We start from the raw sequence: 12,917 nt of genomic DNA, 5'->3' as shown, positions 1-12,917 counted from the left end.
GTTCAGGAGGCGGCCGACGCTGCCGCGCAGTCGGCGCACGTGCCATAGATCTCCACGGTGTGCTCGACGTCGACGAAGCCCTCGGCGTCGGCGACGGCGGCGGTCCACGCCTCGATCTCCGGGCCGGCGATCTCCACGGTCCGCCCGCAGACCCGGCAGACGAGGTGGTGGTGGTGCGCCGCGGTGGCGCAGCGTCGGTAGACCGTCTCGCCGTCGTCGCGGCGGATCATGTCGACCTCACCCCGGTCCACCAGCACCTGGAGATGGCGGTACACGGTGGTCAGCCCGACCCCGGCGCCCCGCGAGCGCAGCAGGGCGTGCAGGTCCTGAGCGCTGGTGAAGGCGTCGGTCTCGGCGAGGGCGGCGCACACCGCGTCGCCCTGCCGGGTGGCGCGCACCGTCGTGCCGCGGCCGGGTGCGCCGCGCGCCGCCGCGCCGGGGACCGGCCGCGGGGACGGGTCGGCATCGGCCGATCTGGGCTCGTTCCTCGCGATGCTCACCGCCACTCCCTTCGCCACGTCCGTGCTGCTGTCCGAGAGGCCCAGAGGTCCGAGGTGCCGTCGCCCCCGGCCGGGCCGCGACGTCCTTGCGGCTCGGGTCGCGGCTCGGGGTGCTTCACGGTCTCATTTTCTCACCTTCGCGCGCTGTCAGGGCCGTTCGGCCGACCCGGATGGCACTCCGATGGCAACGTTATTGACAATGGAATCCATTTCCGAAAGAGTGGATCACGGCGGGGACAGGCTCGCCACCACTCCTGGAGGTTCCGATGTCACTTACGGTCACTCCGCAACTCGTCGAGGCCGCCCGTGTCGGCGAACTGACCGACGAGGCGTTCCTGGACTGCGTCCGCACCTCGCTGCCGTTCGCCTATGAGCTGGTCGAGCGGCTCGCGGCCGAGCTCGAGTCGGCCCGCGCCGCCGGGTCGGACTTCACCGCCTTCGACGGCACGCCGCCCACCGACACGGAGGGCGGCCAGCTACTGCGGGCGATGGCCAGCACCTCCATCCGCTCAGCGTTGGAGCGGCGTTTCGGCGTGGCCCTCGTGTTCCAGAACTGCCACCGGGTCGGGATGTTCGGCCTCGACGCGGTCGGCGGGGAGCAGTACCGGCAGTTCGTCTCCCGTGAGGCGCAGGTCCTCAATCAGAAGCCCGAGCTCGTCAACTGCTGAGCTCCCCCGACGCCGGCCGGCCACTCCCCGCGGCATAACCTTTGCGCTGCGTCGGGTGTCAGGGCCGGATGGGCAGAGGAGGATCGGCATGGCGCGGCAGGGCGGCCGGCCGGGTTGGCTGCGTGAGCCGGACCCGTTGCAGAATCCGATGGGGAGCCGGCTCGCCATTCTCGGCGTGATCGCGCTGGTCGTCGGTGGCTCCGTGGCCATCTTGACCGGAGGCGAGCAGCCCGCGTCCGGCCTGCCCGGCGGTGGTGCGCACGTGAGTACCCCCACCCCCGTCTCGGCCATCCCGGTGTCCGCGGAGAACGACGCCGCGGAGCTGGCCTCCTGGTACCACGGGAGCGAGGGACTACGGATCCGGGTGGCCACCGACGTGGCCACCGTCCGTTCCCAGCTCACCGCGCAGAACGGCGCCGCCCTGAAACCCGCGTGTGCCACCCTCGGGACCGACATCTCGGCGGCGATCACCGCGCCGGTGCCACCCACCGCCGGGGCACGGGCCCGTTATGACGCAGGAGGCCGTGGCTATACCGCGGCGGCGGCCTCCTGCGCCCAGTTGTTCGACGGCACCCGCATCGAGGTCGGCGTCCTGCAGCAGCGCATGCTCACCTCGCTGGCCGACGGTGACCGGCAGTGGGCGGCGCTGGCGGCGATCATCGGCCAGCCGATGGCGACGGCGGCCCCCGCCGCCCCGTGACCGCGCAGCGGTCCAGCTCGTGCAGCGTCCCGGTCAGCGGGAACGAGCGGACGCCGCGGTTGCACCATCCGCCGCGGCGCAGGGTGGTGAGCTCCGCGGCCGTGCCCCGGCGGTCGTAGGCGAGGACGAACAGCAGGACGCGCCGCGGCGGATGCTGGCGGGTCCGCACGGCCTGTTCCGCCCCGCCGCGACCGATCGCGTTCAGGAACGTCGTCGCCGAGCGCGGCACCCGCGCGCCTGGTCGCCGCGGGCCGTCGGCGCTGAGCTCCATCCCGTACAGCCAGCCCGCCCGAGCGAGGCGGCCACCGACGATGACGGCGTCACCCGGGCGGTACTGCTCGCGCACTGCCAGAGTCGCGTTGACCATGCCCTCGATCGGGCGCACCTCGTGGCGCTCCCGCCACATGGTGCCGATCCCGGCGGCCGCGCAGACCGGCGTCGCCGCAACGCCCGCGAGGCAGAGCACGCTGGCCGCACTGATGACGCGTCCGCGGCCACCCGCGCCGCCCGTGCCGCCCGCACCGTCAGCGCCGCCCCCACGGCGGCGCCGACGGGCCACGGCCGCCAGTTCGCCCGCGCCGACCGCCGCAACGATGGTCAGCAGCGGGACGAGGAACAGGTTCGGTCGGCATGCCCCGAATGGCCAGTAACGTCCGCCGCTCGCCACGAGCTGAAGGAGCTCGGCGCCGACCAGGCTCCACAGCAGGGTCGCGCCGTCCGCCCGGCGGCGCAGCGCCCGGGCGCCCGCGAGCACGGCGACGGCCGTCGCGGTCCCCACGAGGGTCGTGGCGAGTCGGTGGCCCTCGAGCAGGGAATGCACCAGGTTGGGGTCGTAGCGGTCGATGCCGGGGGGCGCACCGCCCAGCACCGCGCGTGCCTGGTCGGCGGTGAAGCGCAGCCCGCCGAGAACGCCTCGCCCGGCGAGGAACTGATCATCCCAGAAGTGGCTCGCGCGCTGGCTGGACTGGTGGGAGACGAACAGCACCGTGTGCCCGCCGGCCAGCAGCAGCGCCGGCGCGGCGCGCCAGCCGGTCCGGCGGTCGCGGACGAGGTCGCCCACAGCCAGCGGTACCAGCAGGAACACGGCGGGCAGCGAGACCGCGGCCAGGGCGCCGGCGGCGGTCCGGTTCCGCAGCGGCGCGCCGGGCGCCGTCCACAGGGCGAACACCGCGAGGGAGACGACCGCCTCGAGGACGTACGGCTTGAGCTGGGTGCCGGAGTCGACGACGGTGCCGCTCAGCGACACCGCGACCGCGCCGCCCGCGGCCGGGAGGACGCCGGTGAAGCGCCGCGCGGACAGGAACGTCGCCACCGCCAGCACCGGCAGCCAGATTCCGGCCGTGACGGTGCGCAGCGCCCAGGCATGCCAGCCGAGAACGTCGCCGGTCATCCGGGTCAGTGCGATCGATCCCAGCGACGACGGCGCGTTCGCCGACTTGAGCTCCGACCAGAACGTCGGCCATGGCTCGCCGGCGAAGTGCGGGCGCCAGAGCTCGTCGTACCAGAGCGGCCGCCCGATCCGGGCGTGCAACGCGATCTCCACCCCGATGGCGGCGACGGCGAGCAGGAGCGCGACCCGTAGGTCGCGACGCGAGTTGTCCACAGGTTGTCCACAAGCCGCCGCCTGCCTGTGGACAACCTCGTCGATGGTGTCGATAGGACTAGTTCTGCTTGTACCGAGCCAGGAACCGGTCGATCCGCCCGACGGCGTCGGTGAGATCGTCCACCGAGGGCAGCGTCACGATCCGGACATGGTCGGGATGCGGCCAGTTGAAGCCGGTGCCCTGGACAAGAAGGATCTTCTCGGCTGCCAGCAGGTCGAAGACGAACCGCTCGTCGTCCTCGATCGGGTAGACCTCGGGGTCGAGCCGCGGGAATGCGTACAACGCGCCTCGCGGGGGCACGCAGGACACGCCCGGGATGTCGTTGAGCAGCTTCACGACGGTGTCCCGCTGTTCCCGCAGCCGGCCGCCGGGCAGGACGAGATCGCCCGCACCGCCGTCCTCGGCGAGTGCGGCGAGTGTGGCGAACTGCCCAGGCACGTTCGCGCACAGCCGCATGTTCGCGAGGATGTTCAACCCCTCGATGTAGGACGAGGCGTGTCCACGCGGGCCCGACAGCACCATCCAGCCGGAGCGGAAGCCAGCCAGCCGGTACGCCTTCGACAGCCCGTTGAAGGTCATGCAGACCAGGTCCGGAGCCAGCGACGCGGTCGCGATGTGCTCAGCGTCGTCGTAGAGGATCCGGTCGTAGATCTCGTCGGACAGCAGCATCAGATGGTGGCGCCGCGCGACTTCGACGATGTCCTCCAGCACCCGCCGGTCATAGACGGCGCCGGTGGGGTTGTTCGGGTTGATGATGACGATCGCCCTGGTCCGCGGGGTGACCTTGCGAGCGATGTCCGCCACGTCCGGCGCCCAGCCGGCGGTCTCGTCGCAGAGGTAGTGCACCGGCCGCCCGCCGCAGAGGCTCACCACGGCCGTCCACAGCGGGTAGTCGGGCGCCGGCAGCAGCACCTCGTCGCCGTTGTTGAGCAGCGCCTGCAACGACATCATGATCATTTCGGACACGCCGTTGCCCAGATACACACTGTCGGACGTGATCCCGGTGATGCCCTTGCGGTTGTGGTAGCCCACGACCGCCTCGCGCGCGGCGCGCAGGCCCTTGGAGTCGCTGTACCCCTGTGCGCCCGACAGGTTTGCCACGACGGCCTCAAGTACCTCCGGCGGTGCGGAGAAGCCGAACGGCGCCGGGTTGCCGATGTTCAGCTTGAGGATGCGCGCGCCCGCGGCTTCCAGCCGGGTCGCTTCGTCGAGGACAGGCCCACGGACGTCGTAACAGACGTCGGCGAGCTTGTCGGACTGGGTGAACTCCATCTACCCAGAGTAGGTGGGGCGTCCAGCGGATTTTCGGCGGCCCGCAGCCGCGACGGCCAGTTCACCCCACGGGAGTGACCGCAACACCAGCGAGATCATGAAGAATGCGGCGACGGAGAGGACGATCGCACCGCCGGCCGCGACGTTCCACTGCTCGCTGACAGCGAGTCCGATCACCCCTGAGGCGACGCCGACGCCGACGGCCACGACGGTCATCGTGGATGTCCGGGAGCACCAGAGCCGGGCGGTCGCCGCCGGACCCACGATCAGGGCGATCGCCATGATCGTGCCGACGGCGGGCAGGGAGGTCACCACCGTCGCCTCGAGTGCCAGCAGCAGAACGAGATCGAGCCGGCGGGCCGGATAGCCCGCGGCGGCGAGGGCGTCCGGATCGAAGGCGGCGAGGAGCAGCTCCTTGCGCAGCGCCGCCAGCACCCCCAGCACGACCGCCGCCGTCACCGCGCTGACGGCGAGATCGCTCGGCTGGACGGTGAGCACCGAACCGACCAGAAAGGCGGTGAGGTCCCGGCTGAAGCCCTCCTGCGTCGACATCAGCGCCATCCCCAGGGCGAAGCCGCCGGAGAGCACCACGGCGGTGACGCTGGTGGTCTCCCGTCCGTGCTCAGCGCCGCGCGGGCCGGTCAGCGCCGCCACGACAGCCACGAGAAGCACGCCGAACACCCCCGCGCCGAGGACGAGGCCCAGGCCGAGCAGCGTCGCGATCACCACTCCGGGGAAGGTCGCGTGGGTCAACGCCGTGGTCAGAAAACTCAGCCGACGCAGCACGACATGGACGCCCACTGCACCGCAGAGCACTCCGACGATCACGACCTCCAGCAGCGCGCGTCGCACGTAGCCGTCGCCGAGCGAGGAGAACAGGATCATCGCCGCACCAGCCGCCGGGTGGCCTGGCCGAGCGTCACCAGGGCATAGAAGGCGACGAGGACGAGCACGATGGTGGCCCCGGCGGCGAGCCGCAGGTCGTGACCGACCGACGCCTCGTAGCTGGTGGCGAGCCCCAGCCAGGCGCCGACCATGCCGACGAGCACCGCCACGGCGGCGATGACGCCGAGCCGCTCGGACAGCAGCCGCGCCGCCGCAGCCGGCACGACGAGCATCGCGATCACGAGCACGGTCCCGACAGCCTGGACCGAGGCGACCACGACCAGCGCGATCAGCATGTTGCCGACCAGGTCGAGCGCGGTGATCCGGTAGCCCGCCGCCCGGGCCCACTCCGGATCGAAGGCCCGCAGCAGCAGCTCCTTGCCCAGCCCGAGCAGGACCAGGCCGGCCAGGACGGTCACCGCCGCGGTGACCACGATGTCCGCCGTGTCGATGGTCAGCACGTGCCCGAACAGAAAGGCTGTGAGATCGGCGGTGTACGAATGCTGCCGCGAGATGAGGATCACCCCCACCGCGAAGAAGGCCGTCAGCAGCACGGCCAGGGTCGCGTCCTCGTTCACCCGCCGGGTGGCCGCGATCGCCGTGAACAGGGCCGCCGCGGCCACCGCGCAGACGAGCGCACCCGGCACGATGCCGGACCGGCCCGAGACCAGAAACCCGACGACGACCCCGGGAAAGACGGTGTGGGTGACGGCGTCAGTCAGAAACGCCAGCCGTCGTAGCAGCACATACACGCCGACCGCGCCGCAGAGCGCACCGAGGAGCAGCGCCTCGACGAGAGCCCGTGTCATGTACGGCCGGTCAAACGGCGTGACCAGGATGTCGATCATGAGCGGGCGACGATCAGCCCGTGATCGCCCAGCTCCAATGCCGCTCCGCCGTAGGCGGCCCGCAGCAGGTCGGGGGTGAGCACGTCGGCGGGTGGTCCGAAGCCGAACTGATGCCGATTGAGCAGGCAGATACCGTCGCAGGTCAACTGCGCCAGGCCAAGGTCATGGGTGGACACGACGACCGCGGCGCCGCCGGCGGCGAGAGTCTTGATCGTGGCCAGCAGAGCCTCCTGGGAGACCGCGTCGACCCCGTTGAAGGGCTCGTCGAGAAGCAGCGCCTCCGGTTGTGCCGCGATCGCCCGCGCGAGCAGCACCCGCTGCCGCTGCCCCCCGGACAGCGTGCCGAACCGGTCTGGCGCCCGGTGCGCGAGGCCCACCGCCGCCAGTGCTTCGGCGGCCGCATCCCGATCAGCCCGCCCGGGCGGCCGCAGCCAGCCGATCCGCCGGTAGCGGCCCATCAGGACGACCTGTGCCACTGAGATCGGGAAGTCCGGGTCGAGCGTGTCCGCCTGCGGCACGTAGGCGACCAGCCGGCGCGCCTGCGCGGGCGGCCGGCCGAGGACGGTGATCGAACCCGACGCCACCGGCACCAGGCCAAGCAGCGCCTTGATCAGGGTCGACTTGCCGGCGCCGTTGGGCCCGACGAGCGCGACGATCTCCCCCTGACGCACCGTGCCGTGAACCTGCTCCAGCGCAGGCACCCGCCCGTAGGCGATGCTCGCCTGGTCGAAGACGATCGCGGCGGGTCGGGACATGACCTAATTGGAAACGATTGTCGATGCCGATGTCAAATTGGACTCACTGGTCGCCGTAGGTGATGGTCACTCGGCGGTTGATTGCTCGTCCGGCCGGGTCGTCCGACCCGTCGGGCAGGGTGTTGGGGGTGATCGGATCGGCGGATCCGTGCCCCCTGGCGGAGAAGAGCACCCCGGCCGGCGCCGCGCGACGGAGGAGATCGGCGACGGCGCTGGCGCGCCGTTGGGAAAGGATCACGTTGTAGGCCGGGGTGCCGAAGCTGTCGGTGTACCCGTCCACCCGGACCGGCGCCGCGGCGGACCCGGCGAGTCGGCCTGCCACGTCGGCGATCTGGCGACGCGCCATCGCGGTGAGCTCGGCTGAGTCGAAGGCGAACAGGACGTCGGCACTCAGGGTGATCATGGTCTGGGTGCCGCGATGTTCCTCGGTGCGAAGCTCGACGACGCTCCTGTCAAGGTCGATCGGGCGGACCGCCTCGTCGGTCCGCAGCTCGTGCACCGCGGTGCGCAACTCGTCGTCCGGTACCGGGGCCGCGGCGACGAGCACCAGCACCGCGACCAACGCCAACGTTGCGCGGACCGGACCACTCGCGAGGAGAGGTCCACTCACGGGGTGATGTCCACACCGTCGAAGGCGATCTGATCGTCCAGATAGACGTCGATCTTCTTGACCTCGGCCGGCGGCGCGGCGAACGTGAAGGTCGCATCCAGTGGGCTGTCGTTGGCGGTGCGGACCACGGCCGGGATCGGACCGAGTGGCTCATTGCGGCTGTCGCGCACAACCAGGTAGCGACGCAGGTTCACCGTGTCGACCAAGCTCACGCTGCCGCCTCGACCACCCGCCATGTCCAGCAGGGAGACGCCGCCGGGGCGGTCTGTGCGAAGGTGCGGCGTGAAGGTCAGCCGCAGGACGGCGAGTCTGCCGCTGATACGCAGGTCGACGAGCCCGATCTCGACCGGGCCGTCCTCGCCGGCAGTGAGCCGAGTGGTGCGGGTGACTACAGGGTTCTCGCTCCTCGGCGACGCCGGACTCGCCGGCCGTGCGGACTCGGCGGCCGATCCGGGTTTGTCGATGCCGTCCGATGCACCGGAACAGGATGCGGTGGTCAGTGCCGCGAGCGTGGCCAGTGCCATGACTGCAAAACTCAGGCGGTGACGCGATCGCGGCATCTGAGCCTCCGGGCGCGGGGCAGAAACGTCCGGAGCCGATTATGGGCGTCATTCCGAGGTGTTGGCCGACTGGTCGAGCAATCGACGTAGTTCGCGGCCGAGGGAGCGCGGTTCGACGAGCGGCTGCCGGAAGGCGACCCGTACCTGCTGGGCTCCGCCGCCGTCAACCCGCCACAGGTCCATGCCGTACCGATCCAGGCCGCTGACCTGAACGCCCGCGATGTCGCCCTCGATCGCCGCCGGCAGAGCGTGTCGGGCGAGCTGGCGCATCTGATCCGCATGTCCCACGTTGAGATGCTCGATGAGCTCCGGCGCGTAGGCACTGATCAGGTCCGGCTCGGCAAACGCGTAGGAGGCAAGGTCGATCCGCCGACCCACCGTGGCGGAGGGCCATCGGCGTGCACGGCCGTCCCTGACCACTGTGGGTAGGCAGAGCACGACGTCGTCGACCGAGAGCGCCAGCACGGAAAGGCCATCGGCGACGCCATCCTCCGTGCTGACCGTGCGACCCAGATCGGCGAGCCGGCTCAGGATCTGCTCCGTGGTGCCCGGCACCACCCGCAGCGGACCGGCCAGGATCAGGCGCTCGCCAGCGTGTCCTGGCACCTCGACCCAGCTCCGCCTCCCGTTCCTGGCGGCGCTGGCCAGCCGGCCGTCGGCGCTCGCCATCAGCACCGGCTCCCCCCCGTCGTCGATCACTCCCACCCAGCCCCGTGCCTGCTCACAGGGGAGAGTCAGCAGTGCCGTGCGGCCACCGGCAAGGACCGTCCTCGCCCGTCGAGCCATAGTGATCATGTCTAGGGTATGGGCTGGCGACGTCATCGCGACCTCCGTAAACTCAGGTTAGGCTTACTTAAGCCAGACCTGACGTAGAGGTCAAGGGATACGCCGGCTCGATGCGGGGATCCGCCACACGGCCGTGGTCCTGATGTCCACCCGGTTCCCGCTCCGGGCCGACCGGGGTCTTATAGACGGGGCGGGGATTCTAGGCTGTCGTAGTCGACGGATGTCTCGCCCTCGAGGAGGAGGTGCCGGTGATCTTCAAGTTGGTCGGAGACGGTCGCCCGTACCCCGAGCACGGCCTTGGCCAGCGGGACTGGGCGGCCATACCCCCTCGCCAGGTCCGGCTCGATCAGCTCGTCACGACGAAACGGGTACTGGCGCTCGATGTGCTGCTCGATGAGGACTCGACCTTCTACGGAGACCTCTTCCCGCACGTGATCGAATGGGGGGGCGCTCTCTACCTCGAGGATGGCCTGCATCGGGCGGTCCGCGCGGCGCTGCAGCAGCGCACCTCGATACACGCCCGTGTCTATGTGCTCACGGGACCCGCTTTGAGCGACTCCGCTCAGTCTTCGGTGGCGCGGTAGGTCACGTAGACGTCCTTGCCGACCTTGGCGAACAGATACTGCGGGCAGGTCGAGGACGGACGGTGGGCGGTGATCGGCCGAAAGACCGGTGACCGCATCACTGGCTTGAGGTTTCCGCCAGCGGTCCTCCTGGCCTGTCGGCCGGTGACATCCGGCGTGTCGGCTCGCTCGTACCATCCGCCGCAGTAGCGGATGTCGTGCGGACGCGACGTCCAGGCCGGGGTGTGGAAGAACCACAGGAGGTAGGCCGTCCGCATCATCAGAACGAGCAGAAGAATGATCAACACAGATCGGAGGAAGTTCCCAGCTCGTCCGGACGCGAGGATGGGGCTCACAAGACCGGGAGCCTACGGGCATCGCCTCACGTAGCCACGCAACCGACCTCGTGTCACGCCAGATTAGGTCACGAGACGGGACGCCGGGTCGAGTGCGACGTGTGCAGACCGACCGGCACTCGGCCCGCGAGGAGGCGCTCACGCGGCCTGTCCGGCCGAGGATCCGTGGCCTGGGCCACGGGACGCGGCGGAGCGGAAGAAGCGCAGCGGGTCAGGATCGCTGCTGATCGGTGGCGCCTCCTGCGTGACCGTTCCATCCGGATCGAAGACCAGGAGCTCTCCGGTCGGTCGCCGCTCGAGAATCAGGCCTCTGTCGTGAATCAGCCGGTGATGGAGTGAACAGAGCAAAACCAGATTTGCGGGGTCCGTCGTCCCGCTCTCGGACCCCCATTCCTGCAAGTGATGGATCTGAAGCCATTGGGTGTGCCGACAGCCGGGATACCGGCAGACGCCCTTATCTCGTGCATAAATGGCCCTCCGCAGCTTGGTGGATGGACTCCGTCGGGTGCGGCCGAGCGCGAGCGGGTTTCCCTTCGAGTCGGTCAGAAACGCACGGAGAAGGCTGTCGCAGGACAGCCGTCGGACGACACTTGGCGCGAGCGTGGCACCGCCCTCGATCTCGCAGGTCCGACCGTTCGGATCCTCCTTTCCTGCCCTCTGTGCACGGTCGTCCCGACGAGTTTCGGCTCCGCCGATCAAAGTGTCGACATCGACATGCACGTTGACGGTGTAGGAGGTCGGATCAGTCAGCCCCGGTGCGCCGTGGGCAAGGAAAGACTCCGCGACTCCAGCAAGCGCGTCGACTCGCAGGGCCCGTGGCACCGCCTTTTCCAGGTCGTCATCCGCAGAATCGGTAGTGCTCTTTCCGTCGTCGCGTGGTCCGGTTGACTGGTCGAGACTTGACGCGGCCATTGCGAGAGCCTTCGCGACCACCGCGCCACGCTCCGAGTCGAGATGGGCGATCAGAAAGAAAGTGCCGTCTTCGTTCCAGTGCCAGGAACAGCGCACAGAGTCCTTCCTGTCGCTGTTCTTCGCGCGGTCGTTACGCCCATCCGACTTGATCTTCGACTGGAGGGAGACGAGCCGTTCGAGCTCGCGGGCTGAGCATCGCGCGGCCGTACGGGCCCACTCGGCGTCCGTGTCCGGGGTTGCGACGCGCGTGACGGCTCTGACCTTGGAGTAGGAGATCTCACCTCGGGCGAAGGTCGCACTGATCTGCGGAAGCGTCTGGAGTGCGCGAGCGACGCGCAGATACTCGTAGCTCGCACGCAGGCCGATCCCGCAGCGCCAGGCCAACCAGTGCGCACAGGTCGGCAGCCCGGTTGCAGACCAGCCCTTCCGGCGGTCGAAGGCCGCGATCAGAGTCAGCCAGCGGCAGGTCGCGGCCGAGATGCGACCAGCCCAGCTGCAGACTTCCACCTCGAGGTCAGGGAGGGGGACGACATTCAGATCATCATCGAACATGCGTTCGATTGTGCGTCGTGTCGGCATCCTCGTCAAGTGTCGCGTGCCGACGCGATTCTCGCCGAGGAGGTCGGCCGGCATTGTGGTCGGATGCGGTAGTCCCCCTTGGGGTTGTGGCGGCCAATACCAACGCCAATACCAACGCCAATACCAACGCTTCTGTGCTCCGCAGAGCGCATCTTGTCCTTGTGATCGCTGGCGCGTCCACTGGAGCGGTCTGGATGGACATGCTGTTCTTGCTTGATCCGTTGGTGAGCCCCGGGCCTGCTTGACAAGGGCGCGCAAGAGCCACATAATCGATCAAACATTCGAGCCGCTGGAAGGAGGTGAGCTGCCGATCGAGCCGCTCAGCTTCGCAGATAGGCGAGGACCGCCAAGACCCGACGATGGTCCTTCGTGGTCGGCTCGAGTCCGAGTTTCGAGAAGACATTTGATATGTGTTTCTCGACGGCGCCACCGCTCACGACCAGGTGTGCGGCGATCGCGGTGTTCGATCGGCCTTCTGCCATGAGAGTGAGGACCTCTCGTTCCCGAGGAGTCAACGAGGACATGGGGTCGTTACGACGATTCCGGACGAGAAGCTGTGCTACCACTTCCGGATCCATGACGGTGCCGCCTGCGGCGACCCGACGTACCGCGTCAACGAACTCACGCACGTCGGCGACGCGGTCCTTCAGGAGATAGCCGACGGCGCCAGCGCCGTCAGCGAGAAGCTCCGCCGCGTACTGTTTCTCGACGTACTGGCTCAGGACGAGAACCGGTGAGCCAGTGACCTCGGAGCGAGCCCTGATCGCGGCTCGTAGCCCTTCGTCGCGGTGGGACGGAGGCATCCGGACGTCCACGACGGAGACGTCGGGCTGGTGCGTGACCACCGCATCGACCAGGCCGGGCCCGTCTCCGACCGTGGCGACTACCTCGCAACCGGCGTCGGTGAGAAGGCGGCGCAACCCCTCACGGAGCAGTACCGAATCCTCGGCGATGACCACCCGCACGATGCATCAGCCCTTCTTCGGGATCCTGGGCTCCGGCGTCGGAGAACGCCGACGCTACCCGTGGATGGGTGTTGACCGTCCGAGGTTGACGGATTTCGGGGGGTGCTGCCAGCAGGACAACTGACGGCTTGGCGACGTTGCGGGAGGGGGTATGGCGATGAGCGGGCCGGACATGGCAGTCTTGGTCCCTGTGAGCACAGGTTGGTCGGCGAGTGGAGGGACGGCTCGCCTTGGACGAGCTGCCACCTTCGCGTCGTCCTCCGTGTGCCTGGCATGGGCGGCGCACGTGGCTGGTGGTGCCCAGCGGTCGCCGGCCACAACTATGATCATCGCCTTTCTCCTGCTCACCCGGAT

General features: G+C 69.4%; 15 protein-coding genes. 3 read left to right on the top strand and 12 right to left on the bottom strand.

Annotated elements, in window-relative coordinates; translation table 11 throughout:
* Positions 1-2: 2 nt before the first annotated feature.
* Positions 3-398: a Fur family transcriptional regulator gene (locus AC5R91_RS19625; RefSeq protein WP_495398008.1), complete on the bottom strand. Its 396-nt coding sequence runs from the start codon at positions 396-398 to the stop codon at positions 3-5.
* A gap of 368 nt (positions 399-766) precedes the next feature.
* Between AC5R91_RS19625 and AC5R91_RS19620 the strand changes: the two genes are divergently transcribed.
* On the top strand, positions 767-1,168 hold the full coding sequence (locus AC5R91_RS19620; protein WP_495392792.1) for an SCO5389 family protein: 402 nt from the start codon (positions 767-769) through the stop codon (positions 1,166-1,168).
* A gap of 88 nt (positions 1,169-1,256) precedes the next feature.
* Positions 1,257-1,868: a hypothetical protein gene (locus AC5R91_RS19615; protein ID WP_495392791.1), complete on the top strand. Its 612-nt coding sequence runs from the start codon at positions 1,257-1,259 to the stop codon at positions 1,866-1,868.
* On the opposite strand, the gene AC5R91_RS19610 is transcribed toward AC5R91_RS19615, so the two are convergent.
* The 8 genes from AC5R91_RS19610 to AC5R91_RS19575 all read right to left on the bottom strand — a co-directional run bounded on the left by AC5R91_RS19610 (position 1,825) and on the right by AC5R91_RS19575 (position 9,107).
* Positions 1,825-3,471, bottom strand: a complete 1,647-nt coding sequence (locus tag AC5R91_RS19610; RefSeq protein WP_495392790.1) for a hypothetical protein — start codon at positions 3,469-3,471, stop codon at positions 1,825-1,827. The two genes, AC5R91_RS19615 and AC5R91_RS19610, sit on opposite strands and share 44 nt — an antisense overlap.
* A gap of 58 nt (positions 3,472-3,529) precedes the next feature.
* Positions 3,530-4,744: a pyridoxal phosphate-dependent aminotransferase gene (locus AC5R91_RS19605; RefSeq protein ID WP_495392789.1), complete on the bottom strand. Its 1,215-nt coding sequence runs from the start codon at positions 4,742-4,744 to the stop codon at positions 3,530-3,532.
* Positions 4,745-5,629 (bottom strand): metal ABC transporter permease, encoded by an 885-nt coding sequence (locus AC5R91_RS19600; protein WP_495392788.1) that lies wholly within the window; start codon positions 5,627-5,629, stop codon positions 4,745-4,747.
* A complete protein-coding gene (locus AC5R91_RS19595; RefSeq protein ID WP_495392787.1) occupies positions 5,626-6,477 on the bottom strand; it encodes a metal ABC transporter permease in 852 nt (283 codons plus the stop codon). Before AC5R91_RS19595 ends, AC5R91_RS19600 begins: the two co-directional genes overlap by 4 nt.
* The gene (locus AC5R91_RS19590; RefSeq protein ID WP_495392786.1) at positions 6,474-7,232 is read right to left on the bottom strand and encodes a metal ABC transporter ATP-binding protein; all 759 of its coding nucleotides are present in this window, start codon (positions 7,230-7,232) and stop codon (positions 6,474-6,476) included. The genes AC5R91_RS19595 and AC5R91_RS19590 overlap by 4 nt, the downstream gene beginning before the upstream one ends.
* A gap of 43 nt (positions 7,233-7,275) precedes the next feature.
* Positions 7,276-7,842 (bottom strand): OmpA family protein, encoded by a 567-nt coding sequence (locus tag AC5R91_RS19585; protein WP_495392785.1) that lies wholly within the window; start codon positions 7,840-7,842, stop codon positions 7,276-7,278.
* On the bottom strand, positions 7,839-8,366 hold the full coding sequence (locus AC5R91_RS19580) for a hypothetical protein (protein WP_495392784.1): 528 nt from the start codon (positions 8,364-8,366) through the stop codon (positions 7,839-7,841). The genes AC5R91_RS19585 and AC5R91_RS19580 overlap by 4 nt, the downstream gene beginning before the upstream one ends.
* 84 nt (positions 8,367-8,450) lie before the next feature.
* Positions 8,451-9,107: a DUF2470 domain-containing protein gene (locus tag AC5R91_RS19575; RefSeq protein WP_495392783.1), complete on the bottom strand. Its 657-nt coding sequence runs from the start codon at positions 9,105-9,107 to the stop codon at positions 8,451-8,453.
* 329 nt (positions 9,108-9,436) lie between these two features.
* Here AC5R91_RS19575 and AC5R91_RS19570 point away from each other — a divergent pair, with 329 nt between their 5' ends.
* On the top strand, positions 9,437-9,772 hold the full coding sequence (locus AC5R91_RS19570) for a type II toxin-antitoxin system VapB family antitoxin (protein ID WP_009741388.1): 336 nt from the start codon (positions 9,437-9,439) through the stop codon (positions 9,770-9,772).
* On the opposite strand, the gene AC5R91_RS19565 is transcribed toward AC5R91_RS19570, so the two are convergent.
* The 3 genes from AC5R91_RS19565 to AC5R91_RS19555 all read right to left on the bottom strand — a co-directional run bounded on the left by AC5R91_RS19565 (position 9,751) and on the right by AC5R91_RS19555 (position 12,563).
* On the bottom strand, positions 9,751-10,107 hold the full coding sequence (locus AC5R91_RS19565; protein WP_495392782.1) for a hypothetical protein: 357 nt from the start codon (positions 10,105-10,107) through the stop codon (positions 9,751-9,753). The two genes, AC5R91_RS19570 and AC5R91_RS19565, sit on opposite strands and share 22 nt — an antisense overlap.
* A 138-nt stretch (positions 10,108-10,245) precedes the next feature.
* On the bottom strand, positions 10,246-11,571 hold the full coding sequence (locus AC5R91_RS19560) for an HNH endonuclease (RefSeq protein WP_495392781.1): 1,326 nt from the start codon (positions 11,569-11,571) through the stop codon (positions 10,246-10,248).
* A gap of 347 nt (positions 11,572-11,918) precedes the next feature.
* Entirely contained in the window at positions 11,919-12,563 is a 645-nt protein-coding gene (locus AC5R91_RS19555; protein ID WP_495392780.1) for a response regulator, read from the bottom strand.
* Positions 12,564-12,917: the final 354 nt, after the last annotated feature.

The sequence above is a fragment of the Frankia sp. BMG5.60 genome (assembly GCF_059428125.1).
This window is presented reverse-complemented; position numbering and strand designations above follow the sequence as displayed.

Coding starts and splice junctions, on each gene's coding strand:
- AC5R91_RS19620 (WP_495392792.1), top strand. CDS start 767: ATGTCACTTACGGTCACTCCGCAACTCGTCGAGGCCGCCCGTGTCGGC.
- AC5R91_RS19615 (WP_495392791.1), top strand. CDS start 1,257: ATGGCGCGGCAGGGCGGCCGGCCGGGTTGGCTGCGTGAGCCGGACCCG.
- AC5R91_RS19605 (WP_495392789.1), bottom strand. CDS start 4,744: ATGGAGTTCACCCAGTCCGACAAGCTCGCCGACGTCTGTTACGACGTC.
- AC5R91_RS19600 (WP_495392788.1), bottom strand. CDS start 5,629: ATGATCCTGTTCTCCTCGCTCGGCGACGGCTACGTGCGACGCGCGCTG.
- AC5R91_RS19595 (WP_495392787.1), bottom strand. CDS start 6,477: ATGATCGACATCCTGGTCACGCCGTTTGACCGGCCGTACATGACACGG.
- AC5R91_RS19590 (WP_495392786.1), bottom strand. CDS start 7,232: ATGTCCCGACCCGCCGCGATCGTCTTCGACCAGGCGAGCATCGCCTAC.
- AC5R91_RS19580 (WP_495392784.1), bottom strand. CDS start 8,366: ATGGCACTGGCCACGCTCGCGGCACTGACCACCGCATCCTGTTCCGGT.
- AC5R91_RS19560 (WP_495392781.1), bottom strand. CDS start 11,571: ATGTTCGATGATGATCTGAATGTCGTCCCCCTCCCTGACCTCGAGGTG.